The organism is Sphingopyxis sp. HIX, from assembly GCF_001468285.1.
Lineage (GTDB): Bacteria > Pseudomonadota > Alphaproteobacteria > Sphingomonadales > Sphingomonadaceae > Sphingopyxis.
Map to the genome: position 1 here is coordinate 19,415 of NZ_LNSB01000001.1, position 23,761 is coordinate 43,175.

23 protein-coding genes and 2 tRNA genes are annotated in these 23,761 nt (G+C 66.4%); 12 read left to right on the plus strand and 13 right to left on the minus strand.

Annotated elements, in window-relative coordinates; translation table 11 throughout:
• The first annotated feature begins 6 nt into the window (after window positions 1–6).
• Together ATE62_RS00095 and ATE62_RS00100 are read left to right on the plus strand one after the other, a co-directional pair.
• Window positions 7–594 (plus strand): hypothetical protein, encoded by a 588-nt coding sequence (locus ATE62_RS00095; RefSeq protein ID WP_058807295.1) that lies wholly within the window; start codon window positions 7–9, stop codon window positions 592–594.
• Between the two features lie 9 nt (window positions 595–603).
• Window positions 604–1,497, plus strand: a complete 894-nt coding sequence (locus ATE62_RS00100; RefSeq protein WP_231736012.1) for an NYN domain-containing protein — start codon at window positions 604–606, stop codon at window positions 1,495–1,497.
• Window positions 1,498–1,503: 6 nt separating this feature from the next.
• Here the strand turns inward: ATE62_RS00100 and ATE62_RS00105 are convergent, their stop codons facing one another.
• Entirely contained in the window at window positions 1,504–1,725 is a 222-nt protein-coding gene (locus ATE62_RS00105) for a conjugal transfer protein TraD (RefSeq protein ID WP_058807296.1), read from the minus strand.
• Between the two features lie 37 nt (window positions 1,726–1,762).
• Window positions 1,763–2,068, minus strand: coding sequence for a conjugal transfer protein TraD (gene traD, locus ATE62_RS00110; RefSeq protein ID WP_058807360.1), 306 nt, complete (start codon window positions 2,066–2,068; stop codon window positions 1,763–1,765).
• 171 nt (window positions 2,069–2,239) lie between these two features.
• Here traD and traA point away from each other — a divergent pair, with 171 nt between their 5' ends.
• The 3 genes from traA (at window position 2,240) to ATE62_RS00125 (ending at window position 6,609) form a co-directional block, all read left to right on the plus strand.
• Window positions 2,240–5,179, plus strand: a complete 2,940-nt coding sequence (gene traA / locus ATE62_RS00115) for a Ti-type conjugative transfer relaxase TraA (protein WP_058807297.1) — start codon at window positions 2,240–2,242, stop codon at window positions 5,177–5,179.
• 9 nt (window positions 5,180–5,188) lie between these two features.
• Window positions 5,189–5,893 (plus strand): DUF6118 family protein, encoded by a 705-nt coding sequence (locus ATE62_RS00120; RefSeq protein ID WP_156420463.1) that lies wholly within the window; start codon window positions 5,189–5,191, stop codon window positions 5,891–5,893.
• A 113-nt stretch (window positions 5,894–6,006) separates the two neighbouring features.
• Window positions 6,007–6,609 carry a glutathione S-transferase family protein gene (locus tag ATE62_RS00125; RefSeq protein ID WP_058818399.1) on the plus strand — a complete coding sequence of 201 codons (603 nt, stop codon included), beginning with the start codon at window positions 6,007–6,009 and terminating at the stop codon, window positions 6,607–6,609.
• Window positions 6,610–6,881: 272 nt separating this feature from the next.
• On the opposite strand, the gene ATE62_RS00130 is transcribed toward ATE62_RS00125, so the two are convergent.
• From ATE62_RS00130 to ATE62_RS00150, 6 genes are all read right to left on the minus strand, one after another.
• A tRNA-Glu gene (locus tag ATE62_RS00130) sits at window positions 6,882–6,956 on the minus strand.
• A 17-nt stretch (window positions 6,957–6,973) separates the two neighbouring features.
• A tRNA-Glu gene (locus ATE62_RS00135) sits at window positions 6,974–7,049 on the minus strand.
• An 80-nt stretch (window positions 7,050–7,129) separates the two neighbouring features.
• Entirely contained in the window at window positions 7,130–8,896 is a 1,767-nt protein-coding gene (gene recJ, locus ATE62_RS00140) for a single-stranded-DNA-specific exonuclease RecJ (RefSeq protein ID WP_058807300.1), read from the minus strand.
• Window positions 8,893–10,461 (minus strand): PH domain-containing protein, encoded by a 1,569-nt coding sequence (locus ATE62_RS00145; RefSeq protein WP_231736014.1) that lies wholly within the window; start codon window positions 10,459–10,461, stop codon window positions 8,893–8,895. Before ATE62_RS00145 ends, recJ begins: the two co-directional genes overlap by 4 nt.
• Complete coding sequence (locus tag ATE62_RS23820; protein WP_231736016.1) at window positions 10,458–10,991, minus strand: PH domain-containing protein; 534 nt, start codon at window positions 10,989–10,991, stop codon at window positions 10,458–10,460. Before ATE62_RS23820 ends, ATE62_RS00145 begins: the two co-directional genes overlap by 4 nt.
• A 24-nt stretch (window positions 10,992–11,015) precedes the next feature.
• A complete protein-coding gene (locus tag ATE62_RS00150; protein ID WP_058807302.1) occupies window positions 11,016–12,977 on the minus strand; it encodes an alkyl/aryl-sulfatase in 1,962 nt (653 codons plus the stop codon).
• A 65-nt stretch (window positions 12,978–13,042) separates the two neighbouring features.
• Here ATE62_RS00150 and ATE62_RS00155 point away from each other — a divergent pair, with 65 nt between their 5' ends.
• On the plus strand, window positions 13,043–13,528 hold the full coding sequence (locus tag ATE62_RS00155) for a flavodoxin family protein (protein WP_058807361.1): 486 nt from the start codon (window positions 13,043–13,045) through the stop codon (window positions 13,526–13,528).
• 4 nt (window positions 13,529–13,532) lie between these two features.
• On the opposite strand, the gene ATE62_RS00160 is transcribed toward ATE62_RS00155, so the two are convergent.
• Both ATE62_RS00160 and glpX read right to left on the minus strand, forming a co-directional pair.
• Window positions 13,533–14,285, minus strand: a complete 753-nt coding sequence (locus ATE62_RS00160) for a hypothetical protein (protein ID WP_058807303.1) — start codon at window positions 14,283–14,285, stop codon at window positions 13,533–13,535.
• A gap of 224 nt (window positions 14,286–14,509) precedes the next feature.
• Window positions 14,510–15,481 carry a class II fructose-bisphosphatase gene (gene glpX, locus ATE62_RS00165; RefSeq protein ID WP_058807362.1) on the minus strand — a complete coding sequence of 324 codons (972 nt, stop codon included), beginning with the start codon at window positions 15,479–15,481 and terminating at the stop codon, window positions 14,510–14,512.
• 54 nt (window positions 15,482–15,535) lie between these two features.
• Here glpX and ATE62_RS00170 point away from each other — a divergent pair, with 54 nt between their 5' ends.
• Window positions 15,536–16,030, plus strand: coding sequence for a hypothetical protein (locus ATE62_RS00170; RefSeq protein WP_058807304.1), 495 nt, complete (start codon window positions 15,536–15,538; stop codon window positions 16,028–16,030).
• On the opposite strand, the gene ATE62_RS00175 is transcribed toward ATE62_RS00170, so the two are convergent.
• The 3 genes from ATE62_RS00175 to ATE62_RS00185 form a co-directional block, all read right to left on the minus strand.
• A complete protein-coding gene (locus tag ATE62_RS00175; protein ID WP_058807305.1) occupies window positions 16,027–16,860 on the minus strand; it encodes a hypothetical protein in 834 nt (277 codons plus the stop codon). The genes ATE62_RS00170 and ATE62_RS00175 overlap by 4 nt on opposite strands.
• Window positions 16,861–16,986: 126 nt before the next feature.
• On the minus strand, window positions 16,987–18,306 hold the full coding sequence (locus ATE62_RS00180; protein ID WP_058807306.1) for a homoserine dehydrogenase: 1,320 nt from the start codon (window positions 18,304–18,306) through the stop codon (window positions 16,987–16,989).
• Between the two features lie 211 nt (window positions 18,307–18,517).
• Window positions 18,518–19,399: a hypothetical protein gene (locus ATE62_RS00185; protein ID WP_058807307.1), complete on the minus strand. Its 882-nt coding sequence runs from the start codon at window positions 19,397–19,399 to the stop codon at window positions 18,518–18,520.
• Between the two features lie 267 nt (window positions 19,400–19,666).
• Between ATE62_RS00185 and ATE62_RS00190 the strand changes: the two genes are divergently transcribed.
• The 5 genes from ATE62_RS00190 (at window position 19,667) to ATE62_RS00210 (ending at window position 23,732) form a co-directional block, all read left to right on the plus strand.
• Window positions 19,667–20,323, plus strand: a complete 657-nt coding sequence (locus ATE62_RS00190) for an energy transducer TonB (RefSeq protein WP_058807308.1) — start codon at window positions 19,667–19,669, stop codon at window positions 20,321–20,323.
• A gap of 67 nt (window positions 20,324–20,390) precedes the next feature.
• Window positions 20,391–21,197 carry a MotA/TolQ/ExbB proton channel family protein gene (locus tag ATE62_RS00195; RefSeq protein ID WP_197411627.1) on the plus strand — a complete coding sequence of 269 codons (807 nt, stop codon included), beginning with the start codon at window positions 20,391–20,393 and terminating at the stop codon, window positions 21,195–21,197.
• Window positions 21,198–21,291: 94 nt separating this feature from the next.
• Window positions 21,292–21,813, plus strand: coding sequence for an ExbD/TolR family protein (locus ATE62_RS00200; RefSeq protein WP_058807309.1), 522 nt, complete (start codon window positions 21,292–21,294; stop codon window positions 21,811–21,813).
• 32 nt (window positions 21,814–21,845) lie between these two features.
• Window positions 21,846–22,271 carry an ExbD/TolR family protein gene (locus ATE62_RS00205; protein ID WP_058807310.1) on the plus strand — a complete coding sequence of 142 codons (426 nt, stop codon included), beginning with the start codon at window positions 21,846–21,848 and terminating at the stop codon, window positions 22,269–22,271.
• A gap of 150 nt (window positions 22,272–22,421) precedes the next feature.
• Entirely contained in the window at window positions 22,422–23,732 is a 1,311-nt protein-coding gene (locus ATE62_RS00210) for a UDP-glucose dehydrogenase family protein (RefSeq protein WP_058807311.1), read from the plus strand.
• Window positions 23,733–23,761: the final 29 nt, after the last annotated feature.

Sequence of the window (23,761 nt, forward strand, 5' to 3'; positions counted from 1 at the left end):
ATAGCCATGACGGACCACCGGCACGGCAGGAAGAAGGTGGTCGGTCCCCTGCTGCTGTCGGCGCTGGCGCACATTGCGCTATTGGTGCCGCTCTCGATTCCCGGTTGCGCGATTTCGCAGCCGCCGGAGAAGCAAGCGGAACCGCCGAAAGAGATCGACGTTTTGATTGTCGATTTATTGGCTGAGCTTCCGCCTACGCCGAGCAAGCCACCGCGTCTCGTAGGCGAGATATGCGACCCCAACGCTCCCGCCGAATATCATTATTTCGATATAAAGCCCGGCCCAACAATTGATCGGATACGTCAGGCCGCAGGCCCCCACTTTCGCGAGATAATCATGGCAACGGATTCCGTGACGGGAAAGCGATCACGCGCGTTGCGCGGTTGGTTCAGGCCGTTTGACGCCGTGCGCCTGCTGGCCGGGGACGCGGGCCTATGCGCCATCGATTTGAGGGAGGGCGTTGGCATCAATTACTGTCACGGATCGCGCGTCCTTTTCCGCAGATCGAACGAGGCGTGGATGCGGCAGGAATGGGAGCCGCCGGATTGCACGACACCAAAGCCCGGGCCGTTGCAGAAGCCAGCCGCCGCCTAGTTATTGCGGATGGCGTTTGTCTCGCTTCCGCGCAATGATGACCGCAATATTATGGCGATGGAGACGAACGGAATAATGGAAATAGATGATCGTGCGCGGAACGGCTCGGATCGCAGGATCGCATTGCTGATCGACGCGGACAATGTACCGCATAGCAAGATCGCCGACATGCTTGCGGAGCTTTCCAAATACGGCACCGCCAACATTCGCCGCGCTTATGGCGATTGGGCCAGCGCGGGTCTCAAAAACTGGAAAGACAAGCTGCACGATTTTGCGATCCGGCCCATTCAGCAGTTCAGCTATTCGACCGGCAAAAACGCCACCGACATTGCGTTGGTGATCGACGCTATGGAATTGCTCTACACGCAGGAGTTGAATGCCTTCTGCCTCGCGTCGAGCGATGCGGATTTCACGCCATTGGTGATGCAACTCAAGGCCAACGGGCATGAGGTCTATGGTTTCGGCGAACGCAAGACGCCCGCGCCGTTCGTCAACGCCTGCACCGCCTTCCTCTATCTCGACACATTGGACGAGCCGCTTGTTGCCGCCGCACCAATGGAATCCGCGACAACGCCCAAAGCCAAGGCCAAAGCGGAGGATAAGGCAAAACCAGCACCCGCCGCAAAGCCAGCGGGCAAACCGCTGTCGCAAGATACCAAGATTGTCACCATATTGCGCGGCGCGGTCGAGGCCACAGCCCGCGAGGATGGTTGGGCCGCGATGTCAGCGGCGGGACTTGCCGCACGACGGCAAGCTCCGATCGACCCGCGCAATTATGGTGTGCGGAATTTTACGGCGTTGTTTGAGGCAACGGGGCTGTTCGACATAGCTCGCGTCGAGAATGGACAGAGCTATGTCGCCGACAAGCGTAACAGGGACCGAACGCCACAACCGAGCCGATAGGCGGGGTTAGTTATTCCTCGCCTCCTGTTCCGCCTCGAACGCGCGCTTGCCCTTGCGCTGCCACAAGACAAGCACGTTGCCGCGTTCCTCGCCTTGCAGTTTGTCCGCAACCGTGAGGAACGCACCGTAGAGGGTGGCGCGATCATCGTCGGTCAGATCGACCAGTCCCGCCTTGACGGCGAGCCCGCCCAATTCGATCAAATGCCGTGTGCGCTCGCGTCGTTTCATCACCCATTCCCGCGTGTCGGTTCTCGCCTTGCTTGCCTCAATGCGATGCCGCGCCGCCTTCGAGCGGTAGAGTGCTTTCCGGCTGCCTGTCAGGTCGCGGCGCAGGCTTGCGTTGTTTGCCGCGAAAGAACGCCGCGCCCGCCTTGCGCCAGCCCTCCTTTGTTGCCGCGTCTTTGTTCGCGACGGCATCAAGCAGCGCGCCCGCCAACAGATCGGCGTCGAGCGCATCCGCCCCGGTTGCCGCGACCAATTCGCCAAGCTGGCGCACGCGCCGTTCCTTGATGACCTTGGCCTTGTCGGCAAGGGCTTTGAGTTCCGAATCGAAGTCGCGGGGTTTACGCATGACATTCTCCATTCTTTGCGGATGGAGTGATTCTAAAGTATTGCTTTGCGTAGCGCAGTAGCGTCGCCGGGACAGTCTGACACCGCCTAGTCCCTGCCGAGAATTTATTCGAGGAGGGCGCGCTTATACGTCGTGCCGACGTGCGCTTGGTGGCGTAGATGGATTGCCGCCATGGCAATTTTTCACTTCTCCGCGAAAGTCATCGGGCGCGCCGCCGGACGCAGCGCCGTCGCCGCTGCCGCCTATCGCGCAGGCGAGCGGCTGCACGATGAACGGCTCGACCGCGACCATGATTTCCGCGCCAAGTCCGGCGTCGAGCATAGCGAGATCATGTTGCCCGAAGGCGCGCCCGAACGCTTCTCGGATCGGGCAACCCTCTGGAACGAGGTCGAGGGATGCGAGAAGCGCAAGGACGCGCAGCTTGCTCGCGAGGTGGAATTTTCCATTCCGCGCGAGATGACCAAGGCCGATGGCATCGAGCTTGCCCGCGATTTCGTGCAGTCCGAATTTGTCGATCGCGGGATGATCGCGGATTTGAATGTGCATTGGGACATCGGTGCGGACGGCCAGCCCAAACCCCATGCCCATGTCATGCTCACCATGCGCGAGGTGGGTGAGGACGGTTTTGGGCAGAAGGTCCGCGAGTGGAACCGCACCGAACTTGTCGAGCAGTGGCGCGAGCGTTGGGCCAATCACGTCAACGCGCGGCTTGCCGAACTCGATATAGACGCCCGCATCGATCACCGATCCTTGGAAGCGCAGGGCATCGACCTTGAGCCGCAAGACAAGATCGGCCCCGCAGCCTCGCGCATGGGTGAGCGCGGGCTTGAGTCCGAGCGCATCGAGGATCATCGCGCCGTCGCGCAGCGCAACGGCGAACGCATCATCGCGGAGCCGCGTGTCGCGCTCGACGCAATCACCCACCATCAGGCGACGTTCACCAACCGCGACCTTGCGATGTTCGTGCATCACCACACCGACGGGAAGGATCAATACGACCGGGCGATGAGCGCTGTTCGCGGTTCGCCCGACTTGATCGAACTCGGCAAGGACGGGCGCGGCGAAGATCGCTTCACCAGCCGCGACATGATCGACACCGAACAGCGGTTGCAGCGCGCTTCGGAATTGATGGCGAAGCGCGAACGACATCGCGTGTCGGAGGGCGACCGGGAAAGCGCGCTTCGCGCGGCGGCGGCGCGCGGGCTGGACCTGTCAGGCGAGCAGCGCGCGGCGTTTGAACATGCGAGCGATGGCAGGGGTTTGAGTGTCGTCGTCGGTTACGCCGGGACCGGCAAGAGCGCGATGCTGGGCGTGGCGCGGGAGGCATGGGAAGAGGCCGGGTTCAATGTGCGCGGCGTCGCGCTGTCGGGCATCGCAGCCGAAGGGCTTGAGAATGGCTCTGGCATCGCCTCGCGCACCATCGCCAGCATGGAACATGGTTGGTCGCAGGGGCGCGACATGCTCACGTCTCGCGATGTGCTGGTGATCGACGAGGCTGGCATGGTCGGCACCCGCCAGATGGAGCGCGTATTGTCCCATGCCGCCGACGCCGGCGCCAAGGTCGTGCTGGTCGGCGACCCGCAGCAGTTGCAGGCCATCGAGGCGGGTGCGGCGTTCCGGGCGATCCACGAACGGCATGGCGGCGTCGAGATTACGGAGGTTCGCCGCCAGCATGAGGGCTGGCAGCAGGACGCTACCCGGCATCTTGCGACCGGCCGAACCGGCGAGGCGATCAACGCCTACGCCGATCACGGTATGGTTCACACCGCCGAGACGCGCGAACAGGCCCGGAGCGATCTTGTCGAGCGGTGGGATCGCGACCGGCAAGCGAACCCCGACGCCAGCCGGATCATCCTCACTCACACCAATGCCGAGGTGCGCGAACTCAACGAGGCCGCGCGCGACCGGATGCGCGCGGCGGGCGAACTGGGCGACGATGTTCGCGTGAAAACCGAACGCGGCGACCGTGCCTTCGCATCGGGCGACCGCATAATGTTCCTGCGTAATGAGCGCGGCCTTGAAGTGAAGAACGGCACGCTGGGCACCGTCGAACAGGTCAATCAACAGGGCATGACCGTTTGCACCGATGACGGGCGTTCCGTCGCATTCGACGTGAAGGATTATGCTCATGTCGATCATGGCTATGCAGCCACGATCCACAAGGCGCAGGGCATGACCGTCGACCGTGGCCATGTGCTGGCGACACCCGGCATGGACCGTCATAGCAGTTATGTCGGTATGACACGCCACCGCGATGGCTTGGCCCTTCACTATGGCCGCGACGACTTCAAGGACGATGCCCAGCTTGCCCGCACCCTGTCCCGCGAGCGCGCGAAAGACATGGCGAGCGATTATGCCCGCGTCGATCCGGCCAAGGAGTTCGCCGAGCGGCGCGGCATTGGCGAGCGCGTCGCGGAAATCGCCCGCGCGGGTGCGGCGAAGGCGCGCGGGATCTTCGACGGGCTGCGCCTCTCGCTCCCCGGCCAGTCACGCGAGCAGGGCATGTTCGCGGGCTTCCGTCCGCCGGAACGGACGCGCGAACAGGCGCAGGCCCAGCCCTCCCATGCCACGGGCCAGCGCCGCGCCGTCGAACGCTATGCGCGCGCCGTCAGCGAGGTCGCCCGGATGCGCGACCGGGGCTTCCCGGTGCTGCCTCACCAGCACGACGCCTTAAACAGGGCAGGAGAGGCATTGGACGCGATCCGACCTCACGCCTCCACCGACTTGCAGAACGCCCTCCAGCGCCAGCCGGAGCTTATCCACGAGGCCGCGGAGGGGCGCAGCCAGGCTGCGGTGCAGGCGATGAACAAGGAAGCGGAACTGCGGGCCGATCCGTTCCAGCGCGCCGATCGCTTTGTCGAGGGCTGGAAGCAGCTCCGGCAGGCGCAGGACGGTCTACGGCGCGACGGCGATTTCCGGGGTGCGAAGCGCGTCGGGCAGGAAATGGCGGGCATGGCGAAGAGCCTCGAACGCGACGCGCAGGTCGAATCGCTGCTGCGCGGGCGCAGCCGGGAATTGGGCATCGATGCGGCCACAGGCCGCAGTGTGGCGCGCGATCTCGCGGACTCGGTGCCGTTCGATCACGGCCGCAACCTTGGCATGAGCCGATAGGAGGACAGCATGAATAGTGACAGACAGCTACCCCGACTGCCCTATGACGAGCCGGACTCCGATCCGGCGACGCGGGCGTTCAACCGGCTAGAAGGCGAAATGGCGATGATGCGCCGCGCGGTCGAGCATCTGGCGACCGAGAAAGCCGAAATCGACATTCCAGATTACAGCAAGACGCTGGGAGAGATGGCCAACCGGCTTGTCTCCATCGAGCGCCAGCCCGCCTTGCAGATGACTCCGGAGGACTTCGAGGCGCGGATGACGGCGGCAGCGGCGCGAGCGCGACGCGACGACGAGGTCTTGATTGTGGCTGCGAAGCGGGAGCGTGGCGAGGCAATCCGCGATCTGCGGGCGATCATCGGCACGGCCAACTCCATCTACGAGCAAAAAAGACTTCGTTGGTGGTATGTCGGCGGCGGCTTGCTCGCCGGGTGCCTCCTGTGGTCGGTGCTTCCCGGATTTGTCGCGCGCACCCTTCCGACAAGCTGGCACCTGCCGGAACGCATCGCCGCGCGCACCGTTCGTGAGCCGACCCTATGGGAAGCGGGGACTCGGATCATGCACGCTGATAGTCCGGCGGCGTGGCAGGCCATCGCCGAGGCCGCCGAGATGCGCCGTGATAACCGCGAGGTGATCGACGCTTGCTTGCAGCGGGCCACCAAGGTCAGGCAGCCGGTGCGGTGCACGATTAGAGTGAGGAACCGGCAACTTTGAGCAAACCGCGCGGGGCAGCCCGACGGAGCCTGCTGTCAGCAAACGGCCGATAACGGCTTTCCGACAACAAAATCTCGTTGCGCAAAAGCTGCTGTTCGTGACAGCATCGGTGGATGCTAAAACTGCACTTTGCTCCCCTTACTCGCTCCGTCAGAATCCGATGGTTCTTGGAAGAGTTGGGGCTCGAATACGAGTTATTACGTTCAGAGTATAATCGAGACGGTAGCAGGGGATTCGCCCAGAATACCCCGTCAGGCCAATACCCATACATTGAAGACGGCGATGTCGCTCTTTCAGAGTCGGGGGCGATCGTCCAATATCTCTTGGAGCGGTATGGAAATGGGCAGCTCGAGCCGCCTATCGGATCAAAGGATCGTGCCGCCTATCTCTACTGGCTGCATTTTGCAGAAGGCACAGCCGCCAATGCCATCAATACGACCGTTTGGTTGACAGTCTACCGGGATGATGCGGATCGACATCAGGAAATCATCAGCGCGGTGCGTGACAGCGCAAACACGGTGTTTAACAAGGTTGAAGCAGCCCTCGCTACCCAGCCATATATTACCGGAAACGATTTTTCGGCTGCTGACATCATGATGGGCTTTACACTGGGGTCCGCGAAGTGGCTTCAACTGCTCACCGATGCGCATCCCAAAACGCTTGAGTATGTTGACAGATTATTCGCCCGCCCGGCGTTGCAAAAGTCGCTTAGCTAAATTCGCCAATTTGGCTGCCTTGGTCTGCGATTGGCGATAATTCGATAGTCCAGATTTTACCATTTCCGGTGGGACGTGAGCCAAATAGTTGAGCATCATTCGCTATCCGAGCGGCCACTGGCCTAAAATAAAATTTGAAGCAGCGCTGTTTCCGTCCCGTCGCGTTCCGAATCATATCATTTCGGCCCACGGGAAATGTGGGAACGTCTGTGGTGTCAGGTTTGGGCAATTTTGAAATTCTCGCGCAAAATCAACGCGATAAACCGCTTGACTGGTGACCCCTACGGGAATCGAACCCGTGTTTCAGCCGTGAGAGGGCCGCGTCCTGACCGCTAGACGAAGGGGCCGCGCTAACGACCGCCGATGGTGACCCCTACGGGACTCGAACCCGTGTTTTCGCCGTGAAAGGGCGACGTCCTAGACCGCTAGACGAAGGGGCCGTCGTTCGGTGAGCGGGCGCCTTAGACGGGCATATCTTTGCGGTCAACCCGTTCGCGCAATATTGGTGCGCGGGCCGGCCTCAATCGGCCCAGGCGGCGTCCTCGAGATGCAGCTCGGCCGCCGGCCGGCTGCCCCAATCGTCGCGTTTGGCACGCCCCGCGAGCCATAATTTGCGGCCGCGCGCGTGGAGCAGCGTCTGCCCCAGCTCGGTCTCGGCGCTGCGGAAGGCGATCGCCTTGAAGCGCGCGCCGTCGTCGCCCGACACGATCAGCCGGACATGGTCGGTGCCGACGATCCCCGCCTCGACGATTCGCACCGGCCCGGTCGCGACGCGCGGTGCGGGCCAGCCGGCGCCATAGGGGCCCGCGCTCTCGATCGCCTCGCACCAGAGCGGCGAGATGCCGCGCGGCGCGAGCACCGCATCGATCAGCAGCGAGCGGTCGCCGCTCGCGCGCTCGACGTCGGCGGCGAGCCGCTCGTTGAGGAAAGCGCCGAGCGCGTCGAGCTTGTCCGCGTCGACGGTCAGACCCGCCGCCATCGCATGCCCGCCGCCCGCGACGAGCAGCCCTGTCTCCTTCGCCGCGAGGATCGCCGCGCCCAGGTCGACGCCGCTGATCGAGCGCCCCGACCCCTTGCCGACACCGTCCTCGCCCACCGCGATGACGATCGCCGGGCGGTGCAATTTCTCCTTGAGCCGCCCCGCGACGATACCGATCACGCCGGGATGCCAGCCGCTGCCTGCGACGATCGCGACCGGCGCATTGCCCGCGCGCTCGCTCATGACCAGCGCCTCCTCGAGGACCCCCGCCTCGATCGCACGGCGCTCCTCGTTGAGGCGGTTGAGTTCCTGCGAAATCTCCGCCGCCTCGTCCGGGTCGCTGGTGGTGAGGAGCCGCACGCCCAGGTCCGACTTGCCTACGCGCCCGCCGGCGTTGATCCGCGGCCCCAGCGCGAAGCCCATGTCGGTCGCGGTCGGCGCCTTGGTCAGCCGCGCGGCGTCCATCAGCGCCGCCAGCCCGATATTGCCGCGCCGCGCCATGATCTTGAGGCCCTGGGTCACCAGCGCGCGGTTGAAGCCGGTGAGCCGCGCGACGTCGGCGACGGTGCCCAGCGCAACGAGGTCGAGCAGTTCGATCAGCGCGGGCTCGGGCCGGTTCGCGAAAAAGCCGCGCGCCCGCAATTCGCGCAGCAGCGCGGCGCCGAGCAGGAAGGCGACGCCGACCGCCGCCAGATTGCCGTGCACCGCGGCGTCGGGCACCTCGTCGAGCCGGTTCGGGTTCACCACCGCAAAGGCGGCGGGCAGCGTGGTCGCGCATTGGTGATGGTCGACGATGATCGTCTCGACCCCCGCGGCATTGGCCTCGGCGATCGCCTCGAACGCCTGCGCGCCGCAATCGACGGTGACGACCAGCTTCGACCCCGCCTCGCCGATCTTCACCAGCGCCGCGCCCGAGGGGCCATAGCCCTCCATCAGCCGGTCGGGGATATAGGCGCCTACGGGCACGTCCAAGTCGCGCAGCAGCCGCACGAGCAACGCCGCCGAGGTCGCGCCGTCGACGTCATAATCGCCGAAGATGGTGATCGCCTCTTTCGCCTCGACCGCGTCGGCGAGGCGCGCGGCGGCGCTGTCCATGTCCTTGAACAGCGCCGGGTCGGGCATGAAGCCGCGCAGCGTCGGCACGCGCTGGCGCTCGAGGTCGCCCCGCGGCACCCCGCGCGCGAGCAGCAATTGCGTGACGAGGTCGTCGGGCGCCAGATTCTCGGACGCCATATCGGCGCTCGCGCGGCGCCAATGCCACGGCTGCCCGGCGATCGAGCGCGTGATACCCAGAGCGGTGTCGGTCATGCCCTTGCTTTGGCGGTCAGGATGCGCGCGCGCAACTCCTCTGCGACGCCGCGCGGGATGGCGGGGATCTCATGCGTCGCGAGCGAGCTCCCGCCGGGCACGCCGAACACCAAGGTCGCGAGGCCCAGCGGACGCAGGACGAAGTCGGTCTTGAGGTCGGCGCTCTGCACCGACGCATGCGGTAGCAAGGTCGTCTTGGGTTTCCACATCCCGCGCCGGATCGCGACGCGGTCGCCGAGGTCGACCCAGCGGTGGAAGCGCGCGCCGAACAGCGACCCGAGTGCGATCAGCCCCCCCGCGACCGGGCCCAGCCAGCCGAGCGGCTGCCCGAAGGACACGGCGGTCAGCCCGCCCAGCGTCGCGCCCACCGCGCCGACAAAACCGCCCAAGGCGACGATGCGGTGGCTGTGCTGCCAGTCGGCGTCGCTCGCGGGACGCGGAATCGCGATCTCGCCGAGCACCGGGTCGATCTCCGCCAGTTTCGCGAAGGGCACGACCTCATGGTCCTTCTCCTTGCCGCCGTCGCTGGCCAGGCTCTGGAGCCGAAGCTGGTGCCAGCCGAAACGCTGGCGCAGCCAGCCGGTGACGAGGATCGCCGCCTGCACACGGCGCACCGGGATCGCGACGTCGGTGCGCGTCGTCAGCCCGCGTGTGCGGCGCAGCGACTTGGGCTCGCGCGTCAGCCGAAAGCCCCAATTGGCGAAGACCATCGTCGCGATGCCGCTGATAAAGCCGATCAGCAGCAGCGAGAACAGCGCGCCGAGCCCCGCGATCCAGCGATGCGCGATCACCCATTGGTCGAGGCCATATTGTCCCGCGAGGTCGATCCAGTCGGTGGGATCGAACATGTTGAAATCGAAGGGCAGCAGATCGTCGAAGAATTGCATCGTGGCGCCGACCACCGCAAGCGCGGCGAGCGAGAAGTTGAACAGCCCCGCGACCAGCAACCGGCGCGGCCCCATCGCGAAGAGCAGCCGGTCTTCCTCCTCGGCGAGAGGCGCGGCCACGGGCGCCGCTTCGCCCGCCGGAGCCGCTGCGGGCGCTGCGACCGCGCCGCTGCGATGCGCGCGGATCGTCGTGCGCAGCGCCTGCGCCGCTTCGAGCGAAATCGCGTCGAGATTGGCCTCATTCTCCTTGCCCGCGCCGCCCGCGCCGGTCTCGAACCCGACCTTGGCGATGCCCAGCGCGCGCGCGACCAGCCCCTGTTCGATGCCGACGTCCTGGATGCGGTCGAAGGGAATGGTGCGGTGCTGGCGCGACAGCACACCGCTCTCGATTACCACCTCGTCGTCGCCGACCAGAAAACGGAAGCGCAGCCAGTTTGCCCAGGCGAAGGCGAGCGAGATCAGGACGAAGGCGAGGATCGCGGGCACGATCCAGACCCAGTTGCCGGTAAAGCCCAGCGCCGCGACCGCGGGCAGGAAATTCAGGCTGCGCGGCCCCAGCTTGACGATCGCCAGCGCCAGCGTCGCGGGGTGCAGCCGCTGCCAGTCCGGCTCGGCGCCGGCGGGTGCGGGGGCGACCGGCGGGGCGGCGGCAGGATCGGCGGCGATGCTCTCGCTCATGCGAAATCGGTCTGGATATGGCGGCGGATCGTCTCGCGCATCGCGGCGGCGAGGTCGGCGGGCAGGCCGGGCAGGGTGACCGTGCTGTTGTGCGTGCCCGATGTGTGGACGATCAGGTGCGACAGGCCGAACCAGCGCTCGACCGGCCCCTGCCCGACGTCGATATGCTGGACGCGCACGAAGGGCACGATCGTGTCGGTGCGGAACATCCAGCCGCGCGCGACGCGCAATTGCCCCTCGCCGATCCGGTAGCCCCAGCGCTGCATGCGCCGCGCCGGAAAGCTGACGATCATGACGATCGCGACCAGCCAGGCGAGCGCGGTGATCAGCCCGTACGGCCCATCGAGGTGCCGGATCAGCAGCGCGTCGAACACGCTCGCCGCAATCGCGATCGGCACCAGGTTCATCGCGGTCGTCACGCGCAGCACATGGGTATAGCGCGGGTCGACGGGGTTCAGCCCCTCGCTCGTGTTGAGCGCATTGGGGTCGAAGGGGTCGGTCGGGTGCGCCGGGGCGTCGGTGTCGGTCATGATCCTCCGTAGTCGGTCAGGGGCTTAGGGGACAACCACATTGAAACGCGGGTCGGCGGGCGGGTGCAGCGCGAACCACGACAGGAACGCCATCCGGTCGCCGTCGATCCTGATCGCGCCCGACTGCATCAGCGCCGGGAACTGCGCCTGCCCCAGCATGACATCGTCGAGCACCTTCCGGTCGATGGTGATCGTCGCGGTCGGCGCGGGCTCGGTGAAGCCATAGCGCGGGAATTCGACCCCGCCGCCGACGACCACAGCGACCGTCTCCTTGCTGTCGGGCAGCACGAACTGGAAGGTGCCCTTGAGGCTGCTTCCCTTCGCGGCATCGAAGCGCGTCGCAAGCGCGTCGAAGAAGACCGCGGTCGGGATCGCGCTGACGAAGCTGCGGCTCTGGCCGTTGCCCGACACGCTCTCGACCGCGTTGCCGCGCAGGCTCGCCGCCGCGGCCAGATAATAGTTCCGCCACGCGCCGGATTCGGCCTGATAACCGAGCTGGTCATAGGCCGAGGCGAGCGCGTTTCTCGCCTCCTTGTTGTCGGGTTCGGCGAACACCAGCTTGTTCAGCAGCTCGGCCGCCCAGCGATAGTCGCCCGCCGCGATCGCCTTTTTCCCCGCCGCCAGCAATTTCTCCGCGCCGCCCGCCAGTGCGACATATCTCGGCGCCGACTGCTCGGGCGGGATCGGGTTGAAATTGGCCGGATTGCCGTCCCACCAGCCGAAATAGCGCTGATAGACCGCCTTCATGTCGTGGTTCAGCGTGCCATAATAGCCGCGCGTCGCGAAGTCGCGCGCCTGCACCGGCGCCTCGGCGGTCGCGTCCGCGAGCTCGTGCAGCGTCGCGCCGCGATTGGCGAGGAAGAGCGTGCGGTCGTGGACGTAGCGATAGGCGTCGCGCTGGTTCGCGAGCAACTCGCTGACCTCGCTGGCGCCCCACGTCGGCCAATGGTGCGACGCCATCGCCACCTCGGCCTTGCCGCCCCATTTGACCAAGGTCGCGTCGATCACCTTCGACCAGTGCAAAGCATCGCGCACCTGCGCCCCGCGCAGGGTCAGCACATTATGCAGCGTGTGGGTGACGACCTCGGTGGTGTGCAGCGCCCTATAGGCGGGGATATAGAAGACGAACTCCGACGGCGCTTCGGTCCCGCCCGCGTCGAGGAAGTCGAAGGCCAGCCCGTCGATCGTCAACGTGCCGCCCTTCTCCGACACCGTCTCGGTCGGCTCCATATAGCCGATCGTTCCCGACGACAGCTTGGGCCCCAGCCCGGTATCGACCTGCCCCGCGGGACCCGGCGCCAGGATCGACCCGAACATATAGAGCGCGCGCCGCCCCATCGCGGTGCCCGCAAGGACGTTCTCGGCGGTCGCTTCCTCCGAAAAGCCGTGCGGCGCGATGATCCGGATTTTCTGTTTCGCCACCTGCTCGGGGGTGACGATGCCGCCGACCCCGCCGAAATGGTCGCTATGGCTGTGGCTGAAGATCACCGCCTTGATCGGCTTCCTGCCCTCCTTCGCCTCGACCGTGTCGGCGAACAGCTTCCACCCCGCCGCGGCGGCCTCCTCGGACAGCAGGGGATCGACGACGATCCACCCCGACTTGCCGCGGACGATCGTCATCACCGAGATGTCGTAGCCGCGCAGCTGCCAGATCTTGCCCGGCACGACTTCGAACAGCCCATGCACCGCATCGAGCCGCGCCTGCCGCCACAGCGAAGGATTCACCGTGTCGGGGGCCTGCGCTTCACTCAGAAATTCATAGGGCCGCCGGTCCCAGACCGTCTTGCCGTCCTTGCCCAGGATCACCCCTGCCGCAATCTCGCCAAGCTTGCCCCGCGTCGCATTGGCCATGTCGCGCGGATCGTCGAGCGGCAGGCGCTTCGCGAGCTCGGCCTGCGCGGTGCGCGTCGCCTCGCTCGCGGCGTCCTGCGCGGCTGCGGCGAACGGCAGGCAGCTGGCAAGCAGCACGGTGGTCAGTCGGCGCATGATATGTCTCCCCCTCTTCGGGAGCCAGCTTGCGCGCCGCGCCGCGGCTTGGCAAGCATCGCCGCATGAGCGCCGCGCCGCACCTTCTGATCGTCTGGCACAGCCGCACCGGCGGCAGCGAAGCGCTCGCGCGCGCCGCTGCCGAGGGCGCTGCGACGGCGCAGCTGCTCGCGGTAGGCGATGTGACGCCGGACGATCTGATCGCTGCCGGCGGCTACCTCTTTATCGGCCCCGAAAATCTCGCCGCGCTGTCGGGCGCGATGAAGGAGATGTTCGACCGCAACTATTATCCCTGCCTCGGCAGGCTCGAAGGCCGTCCCTATGCGACGATCATCTGCGCGGGCTCCGACGGCGAGGGTGCGCAGCGCCAGCTCGACCGCATCGCGACCGGCTGGCGGCTGAAGCGCGTCGCCGACCCCGCCATCGTCAACACCGCGGCGCAGACCCCCGAAGCGATCCTCGCCGCCAAGACGATCGCCGAAGGCCGCCTCGCCGAAGCCCGCGACCTCGGCGCCGCGCTGGCGGAGGGCATCGCGGCGGGGATATTCTGATCGCTCAGCCATCGGCGGGCGGACACCCCCGCCAATGATCGGCGAGCTTCGCCTTCCAGCTTACCTCGCCATAGCTGGTCCGGATCAGCCGCAGCCGGAAGTCGCGATATTCGCTATGGTTCGCCAGCGGCAGCCGCGCCTCGAGCAGCACCCCCGACCGCGCATCGAACCACAAAGTCCCGCTCCCCGCCGCGCCCGATGCGCGATAGCGCACCGCCGGCCCGCCGAAATGCCGCGTGGACGTGGCGCCCGCCAGGGTCATTCGCCCACGATTGCTGAAGCTGAAACCGTCGCCGGCGCTCAGGATCAGCGGCAGGTCGAAGCCAAAATCAGCGCGCGCGCCCACGCCCTTCGGCGGATAGGCCGCCATATCGGCAAAATCGAAATCATAGACGCGCCATGATGGCGCTGCCGTCAGCTCGTAGGTCGGCACAGCCTCGCGCGACCCGATCCGCGCCTGCAGCTTCGTGCCGCCCTCGGCGGTGGTCAGCCACGCAAAGGCCTGCTGCGTCAAGTCGCGCGTCAGCCGCCCGCCGGTCAGCGCCGTCGCCTGCCCGCTCGCCGGATCGATGTCGGCGGTCACATAAGCCGCGTTGGTGCAGCGCGACTTTTCCTTCACCACCGCGATGCGCCCCGGCGCCTCGGCAAAGACGTAAATATCCTCGGCCTCGCTGCCGTCGCCATTGGTGCGGCGATAATGAAACACCGGCCGCAGGTCGGCGGCGGGGGTGGCGAGGGCGAAGAGCAGCGACAGCATCGGAAACTCCAACTGTATTGTGGTGGTAATACAGTTGGAGGGTGGCGGTCAAGGTGCCGCGGTCGCGATGGTGGCTTTGGGGTGGGGAACTGCCCCCATGTTTGTCATCCCCGCGAAAGCGGGGACCCAGAGCGTCCGTAGGCTGACCCTACACTGGGTTCCCGCTTTCGCGGGAATGACGAGGTAAGGAAAGGGCCGAAACCGCCCAAAACCGGGCGCAACCCTCACCCCAGCCGGTGCTCGCCCTTCACCCAGCGCACGGTGCCCGACGAGGCGCGCATCACCACCGTTTCGGTCGTCATCACCCCGTCGCGGCGGTGCTTGACGCCGCGCAGCAGCGACCCGTCGGTCACCCCCGTCGCGGCGAAGATCACATCGCCCTTGGCGAGGTCCTCGAGGTCGTAGACGCGGTCGAGATCCTCGACGCCCCATTTGGCGGCGCGCTTGCGTTCGTCGTCGTTGCGGAACAAGAGGCGGCCCTTGAACTGCCCGCCGACGCAGCGCAGCGCCGCGGCGGCCAGCACGCCCTCGGGCGCCCCGCCCGAACCCATATAGATGTCGATATTGGTCTCGGGGTTGGTGGTCGCGATCACCCCGGCGACGTCGCCGTCGGGGATCAGCGCGACGCCGCAGCCGAGTGCGCGCAGTTCGGCGATCATCGCCTCGTGGCGCGGGCGGTCGAGCACGCACACCATGATCTCTTTGGCGCTGCACCCCTTCTCGCGCGCCACCGCCTCGACATTCTCGCGGATGCTGTTGCCGAAATTGACGATGTTCGGCGAGTAACCCGGGCCGACCGCCAGCTTGTCCATATAGACGTCGGGGGCGTTGAGCAGGCAGCCTTCCTCGGCGATCGCCAGCACCGCCAGCGCGTTGGGGCCAGCCTTGGCGGTGATCGTCGTGCCCTCCAGCGGGTCGACCGCGATGTCGATCTTCGGGCCCTTGCCGGGCGCGTTGCCGACCTTTTCGCCGATGAACAGCATCGGCGCTTCGTCGCGCTCGCCCTCGCCGATGACGATCGTGCCGTCCATATAGAGGTCGTTGAACGCGTCGCGCATCGCCTCGACCGCGGCGGCGTCGGCCGCCTTCTCGTCGCCGCGCCCGATCAGCTTGGCGGCGGCGATCGCCGCGGCTTCGGTGACGCGCACCATTTCGAGCACGAGCACCCGGTCGAGGTTGCTGCCGGTCTTCGTCATGTCGCTCACTCTCCGTCTTTACTTGTTCCGCCCCGTCGGCATGGTGGGCGCCATATGGTCGGTAACGCCGCTTGTCGAGGAACCATCGCGCGATTCGCCGCGGCTTTCGCCGCCGCCTGTGTCGTGATCGTGACGCCGGTTGCCGCGCAGGAGGCACCCGCCGCTCCACCGAAGGTATATGGCCCGCCCGCGCCGAAGCCGCCGCGCGATGCCGAAAGCGCGGCGGCCAAGGCGAAGGAGCTGGTAGACCCGATCAAGCGCTGCAAGCCCGGCGAGGACGGCGCGATCGAAGTGTGCGGCAGCGACACCGACCGCCACCGCCTGTCGCCCGAACTGCGCGCGATCGCCGGCATCGGTACTTCGACCAAGGACAGCATCCCGCACCAACCGGTCAGCGCGATGACGCTCGACCGCCTGCCCTATAATTGGGTGTCGATCGGCGGGCGGATGAAGCCGGGCCCCGAATATAATCATCTCTACGAAATGGCGAAGCGCGCGACCGACCCCGACACCGGCGTGCCGCCGCCGCCCGCCGAGGAAGAACCCTAGGCGAAGACCTCGGCCGCCGACACGCCCGGCTGCGCCGCGCGGTAGAGACCGGCGGGGATCAATATCTGCGCCAGGAAATAGAGCGCGAACAGCAGCACCCAGCCGAGGCTCATCAGCATTTCGAGCGCGCCGCCCGGGGCATTGGTCATGATGATCGCGCCGTGCAGCCCCGCGAGCGCGGCGAAGAGCAGGGTGAAGACCAAGCCGTAGAGAAGATAGAAGCCATAGATGCGCCACTGCGCCGGCCGCGTCAGGCGCCACGATTCGACGAACGCCGACACCGGCTCCAGCTTGCCGCGCGCGCCCATGATTGCCCCTGCGAGGCACAGCCGCGCGCCGATCCAGCCGCCGACGAGCGAGAGGAGGAAGCGATAGACTTCGAGCGCAATGCCGACCCCGCCGGTGCCCCGCGCCACCGTCTCGAAGCCGATCAGGATCAGCGGCAGCACCGCGATCAGCCCGACGGCGACGGCCAGCACGCTGTTGGCGAGCAGATAGGCGAAGCCCGCGACCATCCCGTACATCAGCTCGCTGATATAGCCCTCGCGCATCTCGGTCAGGATCGCGTTCCACGTCGCCAGCATCGCGCCCGCGGCGATGACCGCGACGATGCCCAAGAGGTAGAGCGGCCCGGTGATCGACCCGCCGACGCGATAGGTCCAGGGGTCGGAAACGATCGCCATCAGCGTGCGCAGGCTGAAGATCGGCTCGCTCGACAGCAGCAGAAAGGGCACGGCGACGCCCAAGGCGGTATAGACCAGCAGCGCCTGCCAATGCTCGCCCGCCAGCCGGCGCGCCTCGCCCAGCCCGCGCCCGATCCCGATGTCCATGAAAACGCCCCCCTTTGTTCCCCGCACCATGGGTAACAGGGGTGCGCGTTATTTCAAGGTCGTGTTCCCCGGCGAAAGCCGGGGCCCAGTTGTATCGCCATGGGCCCCGGCTTTCGCCGGGGAACACTACAACGCCAGGATCGGCATATGCATCGGCGCGCCGACGACATGGTCCGACGCCGCCAGCGTCGCCAGCGCCATGGCGATCGCGCGCGCGGGGCCTTCGTGCGTGACGATGGCGATCACCACGCCGTCCTGGTCGTCGGTGCCGCGCTGGATGAAGCTTTCGATCGACACCCCGGCGTCGCGCATCGCGGTCGCGATCTCGGCGAGCACGCCGATGCGGTCCTCGACCACCAGCCGGACATAATGTTTGCCGACGCGCGCGCCGGCGTCGGCCTTGGGCGCCTGGTCGAGCGCGTCGACGGGCATCGCAAAGGCGGGGCCATATTCGTCGCGCGCGATGTCGATGATGTCCGCGACGATCGCCGACGCGGTCGGCCCCGCGCCCGCGCCCGCGCCCTCGAAGAACAGCCGCCCGACAAAATTGCCCTCGGCGACGACGGCGTTCAATGCGCCGGGAACATAAGCGAGCGGATGGTCGGCGGGGACGAGGCACGGCTGGACATGCTGATAGAGCGCCTGTCCGTCGCGCTCGGCCATGCCGATCAGGCGGACGCGGTGGCCGAGCGCCTCGGCCTCGCGGATGTCGGCGGCGATCAGGTCGCGGATGCCGCCCGTCGCGACCGCGTCGATGTCGAGCCTGGTCCCGAAGCACAATGCCGCCAGGATCGACAATTTGTGCGCCGCGTCGATGCCATCGACGTCGAAGGTCGGGTCGGCCTCGGCATAGCCCTCGGCCTGCGCCGCGGCGAGCGCGTCGGCGAAACTCGCGCCGTTCCGCTCCATCTGCGTCAGGATATAATTGCAGGTGCCGTTGAGGATGCCATAGACGCGCGCAATCTCGTTCGCCGACGCACCCTCGCGAATCGCCTTGATGACGGGGATGCCCCCCGCGACCGCGGCTTCATATTTCAGCGGCGTGTCCTTCGCCTCGGCGAGCCGCGCGAGGTCCAGCCCGTGATGCGCGATCATCGCCTTGTTCGCCGTGACCAGCGCCTTGCCCGCGCCGAGCGTGTGCCGCGCGAGCGTCAGCGCCATGCCGTCGGCACCGCCGATCATCTCGACGACGACGTCGACGTCGTCGGCATTGACCAGCGCTTCGAGGTCGTCTTCCCAGCGATAGGGCGAGAGATCGACCCCGCGGTCCTTGTGGCGGTCGCGCGCCGACAGCGCGACGATCTCGACCGCCCGCCCCGCGCGCCTTGCAATCAGCTCGCGGTTCGCCTGCAACAGCTTGACGACCCCGCCGCCGACGACGCCGAGCCCCGCGAGCGCGACGCGCAGCGGCGGACGGGGGGCAGCGGGGGCAGGGGAAGGCGACATGCAGGCACTCCTATATATGATGCCTGCGCCCCTATCGGCTTTTCGCGCTGAAACAAGCTGTCTGTTTCCGCTGCGCGGAAACGCGCGGCACCGGCCCGCTCCCCCACCCGGCCTCCCTAGGTTACTATCGTTGGGGAGGTCGGGTGGGGGAGCGGGCCGGTGCCGCCTTCGCCGTCAGGCGAAGAGAGATAACTGCGGCCCTAGCTCGGCTTTATCCCACCGGTGGCTTGCGCGTGCGCGTGCAGTCGCCGAGCGCGCCGAGCACGACCGCATAGTCCGACGCCGCCTTGCGCTGGCCGGCGGCGTCGGTGCCCTTGAGCTTGCTCATCGGCAGCTGGCGCGGCAGCCCGCAGGCGAGGCGGTACCAGGCGAGCGTGTCGCGCGGCGGCACCGCGGCCGACCCGTCGACGATCTCGCCGAACGCCGCGGCCCAGCGCCGCGATCCGTCGGCGCTGGTCAGGATCGTCAGCGACATCGGCTCGCCCGTCGCGGTGTTGAAGAACAATTGCGTCTCGCCCTCGCCGGGGAGCGAGCCGGGGACGTGATATCCGTTGTCGACCCCGGTGATCGCCGGCGGCGCGCCGGGCTTGACCAGCTCGGTCAGGATCGCGCGCAGCCGCGCCTCGGCCGCGGGGTCCCACGGCAGCTGCGCGTCGGGCGCGACCAGCCGGACGCTGCCGGTGTTGCTGCTCCCCGCCGTGGCGCCGGCGACGGGCCGCGCGAAGAGCAGCAGCGGCTGCTTCTTCTTGAGCTTGACCGGCTTGCCGTTCGCGGCGTTGGGCAGGTCGACCAGGTAAGCGATGCGCGCGGCGAGCGGGCCGCTGCCGCGAATCAGGCTGATCACGTCGGCCTCGACATAGAATCGGCTGTGCCCCGCCGCGACGCCCGGCGCGCGTTCGGGCTTGAGCACGCTGGCCGAGGCGACGCGCGCATGGATCGCCATCGGCGCGGCGGTGGCGAGGTCGGCGACGTCGGCATAGCTGTACGGGCTGGCGGGCGTCGCCGCCGCCGGCGCCTGCATCGCCGAAACGGCCGGGATTCCAGCAGTTAAGCCCGTCAGGGCGGCGATTGCGGCGGGGAGGAGGATACGCATGCTTGGTCCTTTTTGCTCTGTCTCTGACACCGGTTGACCCGGCGGCGTGCCATCATGGCGCGCCCCACATTAACCGCTGATAAAGGGTTTGCGAACTCGCCGCCACCGCGATAGGACGTGCGACGAAGCGGCCGGTAAGAACAGAACAGCCGGTCGCTAGCCCGCCGGGTCTGCGGAACGCATCGGAAAACATCCGGGCATTTGGCAACTTCCCCCCGACGGTATGGATTGGTGTCAGGATGATCTAGCAAGGAGCGTCGTCCCTGAATGGCTTATGGTGATAATGTCGACCCTAAAAACAGGGTAGTGGCAATCGTCTTGGTCGGTCTGTTCACCGCTGTTCTGGGCTATGGCCTGGTCAACGGCTTGAACATCAGCATCGTCAAGAAGCTTGCCGAGAAATTGGACGTGGTGGACGTCGAAGAGCCGCCGCCGCCCGAGGAGCCGCCGCCGCCGCCGCCGCCGGACAATGTCCTGCCGCCGCCGCCGCCGGTCGTGACTCCGCCGTCGCCGATTCCGCCGCCGGTGAGCACGAACACCGTGCAGTCGGTGCCGACTCCGCCGCGGCTTCCGCCGCCGCCGGTCTACACGCCGCCCGCTCCGCCGGCGCCGCCGCCGGCTCCGGATCTCAGCGCACAGGGTACGCCGCGCGGCAACCCGGGCCGCTGGGCGACCAACGACGACTATCCGGCCCGTGCCATGCGCGAGGAGCGTGAGGGGACGACCGGGTTCCGCGTGACCTATAACGCCGAAGGCCGCATCACGTCGTGCGACGTGACCGCATCGAGCGGCCATGCCGACCTCGATGCCGAGACCTGCAAGCTCATCACGCGCCGCGGCCGTTTCAACCCGGGCAAGGACCGTGCGGGCAACCCCACGGGCGGCCAATACAGCAATCGTATCCGGTGGCAGATTCCGCGCTGATCGGCGCAGGGTTCGGCCTCCATATCCAAGTTTCTCGATTTTCGGACTTTGAGAGGGAATTTCCAGTATGTTTAATCTGATCGCAAATGCAGCTGCTGCCGCTCCCGCGGCGGCCCACGACGCCGGCCTCAGCCTGATGCCCGCATCGATGTGCGTGAAGGAAGAGGGTCAGAGCCCCTATGGTCTCGTCCCCGCGCTCTGTGAAGGCGGCGTCGTCTCGCAGCTGACCTTCCTCATCCTGCTGATCATGTTCGTCGGCACGCTCTACATCCTGTTCACCAAGCTGTTCGAACAGAATAAGGTGATGAACCAGGGCAAGGCCGTCGACGCCAATTTCTGGCGCGCCCCGACCCTCGCCGAAGGTGCGGCGAAGCTCGAAAAGAACAGTGCCTATCGCCAGGTCGTCGAAGACGGTCTGCGCGCCAACGAAGAGCATAACAAGCTCACCGACCCCGTCGAAGCCCACGACTGGATGCACGGCACGCTCGAGCGTTCGCAGAACCACATCAACTCGAAGCTCAACGGCGGCCTCGCCTTCCTCGCGACCGTGGGTTCGACCGCGCCGTTCGTCGGCCTGTTCGGTACCGTTATCGGTATTCTGCGCGCCCTCGTGAAGATCGGTGCGTCGGGTCAGGCCTCGATCGACACCGTCGCCGGTCCGGTTGGTGAAGCGCTCATCATGACCGCCATCGGTCTGATCGTGGCGGTTCCCGCGGTGCTCGCGTTCAACTGGCTGCAGAGCCGCAACAAGGCGATCGCCCGCCGTCTGTCGACCTTCTCGAACGACGTTCTGGGCTCGATCATGTCGGGCGGCCAGGTGAAGCCGGTGACCCCGGCGGCCAAGGCCGCTGCCCCGGCCGCGCCGAAGAAGTAAGATCGGCAATCCGGCGCCCGTCGCCGCCGCCTCCGGGCGGCGCTTCGGGGGCCGGATCGTCCCATGAAACAATTTGTGACAGGATGCTGATCCTATGTCGATGAGTGTAGGCGAAAGCGGTGGCGAAGACGCCCCGATGTCCGAAATCAACACGACGCCGCTCGTGGACATCATGCTTGTGTTGCTCATCATCTTCCTCATCACGGTTCCCGTGGTGTTGGAAACGGTGAACCTCAAGCTGCCCGATGTGGCGTTCGAAGTGACGACGACGAAGCCCGAAAACGTGTTGCTCTCGGTCCGTTCTGCGGACACCGACGGCGACGGCGAACCCAATCCCGAAAGCACCGCATGCGAGGTCTATTGGGGCCAGACCCCGGTCGATTCGAAGGTGCTGCTGGAACGCGGGCAAAAGAAGCTCGAAGACCTGATCGCCGACATCGGCGGGGTCGAGAACATCACCGAGGAAAATTTCCCCGAAGTGCACGTCCGCGGCGACGTCAACACGCCGTACCAGTGCATCGGCGGGGTGATCTACACGATGCAGTTTGCCGGCTTCCAGAAGATCGGGTTCATTTCCGAACCGGCTCCTGGTTCGGGCACCGTGGGCCGCCTGTAAGGCACCCCGGCCAGTTATGAAGGAATAATCCTATGTCCATGGCCGTTGGCGATCGGGACGAAAATGAACCGATGATGGATATGAACACGACGCCGTTGATCGACGTCATGCTCGTGCTCCTCATCATGTTCATCATCACCATCCCGGTCCAGACCCACGCGGTGAAGATCGACCTTCCGGTTCCGACCGATGCCGAAAGCAATGTCGATCCGGAAAAGAACAAGGTGATGATCGACCCCGCGGGGACGATCACTTGGAACGGCACGCCGGTCGACCTGGCGCAGCTCGAAAATTATCTGCTCCAGACCAAGGCGCTGCCGGTCGAGCCCGAACTTCAGGTTCAGCCCGACCCCTATGCCCGCTACATCGTGGTCGACCGCGTGATGGCGGTGATCAAGCGCAGCGGCGTCGGCAAGCTCGGCTTCGTCGGCAACGAACAATATGCGCGCGTCTTCTGATCGCTGATCGGACCGCGTGAAAAGGCAAGGGCCGCGAAGCAATTCGCGGCCCTTTTCCTTTGCGCGGTTTGGCTTTAAACGCGCACACTCTCTCCGCAGGACCCGCCTTCGCGCGCCGGTCCGCTCCACCAAAGCAAGAGGCTTCGAAGCATGAAAATCGCCATGATCGGAACGGGCTATGTCGGCCTCGTCTCGGGTGCCTGTTTCTCCGATTTCGGCCATGACGTGGTGTGCGTCGACAAGGATGCGTCGAAGATCGACGCGCTCCACGCCGGGCGCATGCCGATCTACGAGCCCGGGCTCGACGCGCTCGTCGCCGCCAATGTCGCCGCGGGCCGCCTCTCCTTCACCACCGAACTCGCCCCCGCGGTCGCGGATGCCGACGCGGTGTTCATCGCGGTTGGCACCCCGTCGCGCCGCGGCGACGGCCACGCCGACCTCTCCTATGTCTTCGGCGCCGCCGAGGAGCTTGCTGCGACGCTCGATCACGACTGCGTGATCGTGACCAAGTCCACCGTGCCCGTCGGCACCGGCGACGAGGTCGAGCGTATCCTGCAGGGTGGTGCGCAGGGCCGGACGCACAGCGTCGCCTCGAACCCGGAATTCCTGCGCGAGGGCGCCGCGATCGGCGACTTCAAGCGCCCCGACCGCATCGTCATCGGCGCCGAGGACGCGCGCGGCGAGGCGGTGCTGCGCGAAATCTATCGCCCGCTCTTCCTCAACGAAGCGCCGATCCTGGTCACCCGCCGCCGCACCGCGGAAATGATCAAATATGCTGCCAACGCCTTCCTCGCGACCAAGATCACCTTCATCAACGAGATCGCCGACCTGTGCGAAGCCGTCGGGGCCGAAGTGCAGGACGTCGCGCGCGGCATCGGGCTCGACAATCGCATCGGCGCCAAATTCCTCCATGCGGGCCCCGGCTATGGCGGCAGCTGCTTCCCCAAGGACACGCTCGCGCTCTTGAAGACCGCCCAGGACAATGACGTGCCGCTCCGCCTCGTCGAGGCGACGGTGCAGGCCAACGACCTCCGCAAGCGCGCGATGGGGCGCAAGATCGTCACCGCGCTCGGCGGCAATGCGCGCGGCAAGACGGTCGCGCTACTCGGCCTGACCTTCAAGCCGAACACCGACGACATGCGCGATTCGCCCAGCCTCGCGATCGTCCAGACCTTGCTCGACGCCGGCGCGCGCGTCACCGCCTACGACCCCGAAGGCATGGAGATCGCCGCGCCGATGATGCCCGAGGTCGAGATGAAGGCCAGCGCCTATGCCGCGGTCGAGGGCGCCGATGCCGTCGCGATCGTCACCGAATGGGACGCGTTCCGCGCGCTCGACCTCGCGCGGCTCGGCGCGGGCATGACCGAAAAATTGCTCGTGGACCTCCGCAACATCTATCGCCGCGACGAAGTCGCGCGCCATGGTTTCCGCCATATCGCCATTGGCACCAGCGGCGAATAGGTACATCGTCGCGTCGGACGGAACGAATC

Excerpts from the sequence above, each read along its gene's own strand:
- ATE62_RS00095 (WP_058807295.1), top strand. The coding sequence starts at position 7 with ATGACGGACCACCGGCACGGCAGGAAGAAGGTGGTCGGTCCCCTGCTG.
- ATE62_RS00100 (WP_231736012.1), top strand. The coding sequence starts at position 604 with ATGGCGTTTGTCTCGCTTCCGCGCAATGATGACCGCAATATTATGGCG.
- ATE62_RS00105 (WP_058807296.1), bottom strand. The coding sequence starts at position 1,725 with ATGAAACGACGCGAGCGCACACGGCATTTGATCGAATTGGGCGGGCTC.
- traD (WP_058807360.1), bottom strand. The coding sequence starts at position 2,068 with ATGCGTAAACCCCGCGACTTCGATTCGGAACTCAAAGCCCTTGCCGAC.
- traA (WP_058807297.1), top strand. The coding sequence starts at position 2,240 with ATGGCAATTTTTCACTTCTCCGCGAAAGTCATCGGGCGCGCCGCCGGA.
- ATE62_RS00120 (WP_156420463.1), top strand. The coding sequence starts at position 5,189 with ATGAATAGTGACAGACAGCTACCCCGACTGCCCTATGACGAGCCGGAC.
- ATE62_RS00125 (WP_058818399.1), top strand. The coding sequence starts at position 6,007 with ATGCTAAAACTGCACTTTGCTCCCCTTACTCGCTCCGTCAGAATCCGA.
- recJ (WP_058807300.1), bottom strand. The coding sequence starts at position 8,896 with ATGACCGACACCGCTCTGGGTATCACGCGCTCGATCGCCGGGCAGCCG.
- ATE62_RS00145 (WP_231736014.1), bottom strand. The coding sequence starts at position 10,461 with ATGAGCGAGAGCATCGCCGCCGATCCTGCCGCCGCCCCGCCGGTCGCC.
- ATE62_RS23820 (WP_231736016.1), bottom strand. The coding sequence starts at position 10,991 with ATGACCGACACCGACGCCCCGGCGCACCCGACCGACCCCTTCGACCCC.
- ATE62_RS00150 (WP_058807302.1), bottom strand. The coding sequence starts at position 12,977 with ATGCGCCGACTGACCACCGTGCTGCTTGCCAGCTGCCTGCCGTTCGCC.
- ATE62_RS00155 (WP_058807361.1), top strand. The coding sequence starts at position 13,043 with ATGAGCGCCGCGCCGCACCTTCTGATCGTCTGGCACAGCCGCACCGGC.
- ATE62_RS00160 (WP_058807303.1), bottom strand. The coding sequence starts at position 14,285 with ATGCTGTCGCTGCTCTTCGCCCTCGCCACCCCCGCCGCCGACCTGCGG.
- glpX (WP_058807362.1), bottom strand. The coding sequence starts at position 15,481 with ATGACGAAGACCGGCAGCAACCTCGACCGGGTGCTCGTGCTCGAAATG.
- ATE62_RS00170 (WP_058807304.1), top strand. The coding sequence starts at position 15,536 with ATGGTCGGTAACGCCGCTTGTCGAGGAACCATCGCGCGATTCGCCGCG.
- ATE62_RS00175 (WP_058807305.1), bottom strand. The coding sequence starts at position 16,860 with ATGGACATCGGGATCGGGCGCGGGCTGGGCGAGGCGCGCCGGCTGGCG.
- ATE62_RS00180 (WP_058807306.1), bottom strand. The coding sequence starts at position 18,306 with ATGTCGCCTTCCCCTGCCCCCGCTGCCCCCCGTCCGCCGCTGCGCGTC.
- ATE62_RS00185 (WP_058807307.1), bottom strand. The coding sequence starts at position 19,399 with ATGCGTATCCTCCTCCCCGCCGCAATCGCCGCCCTGACGGGCTTAACT.
- ATE62_RS00190 (WP_058807308.1), top strand. The coding sequence starts at position 19,667 with ATGGCTTATGGTGATAATGTCGACCCTAAAAACAGGGTAGTGGCAATC.
- ATE62_RS00195 (WP_197411627.1), top strand. The coding sequence starts at position 20,391 with ATGTTTAATCTGATCGCAAATGCAGCTGCTGCCGCTCCCGCGGCGGCC.
- ATE62_RS00200 (WP_058807309.1), top strand. The coding sequence starts at position 21,292 with ATGTCGATGAGTGTAGGCGAAAGCGGTGGCGAAGACGCCCCGATGTCC.
- ATE62_RS00205 (WP_058807310.1), top strand. The coding sequence starts at position 21,846 with ATGTCCATGGCCGTTGGCGATCGGGACGAAAATGAACCGATGATGGAT.
- ATE62_RS00210 (WP_058807311.1), top strand. The coding sequence starts at position 22,422 with ATGAAAATCGCCATGATCGGAACGGGCTATGTCGGCCTCGTCTCGGGT.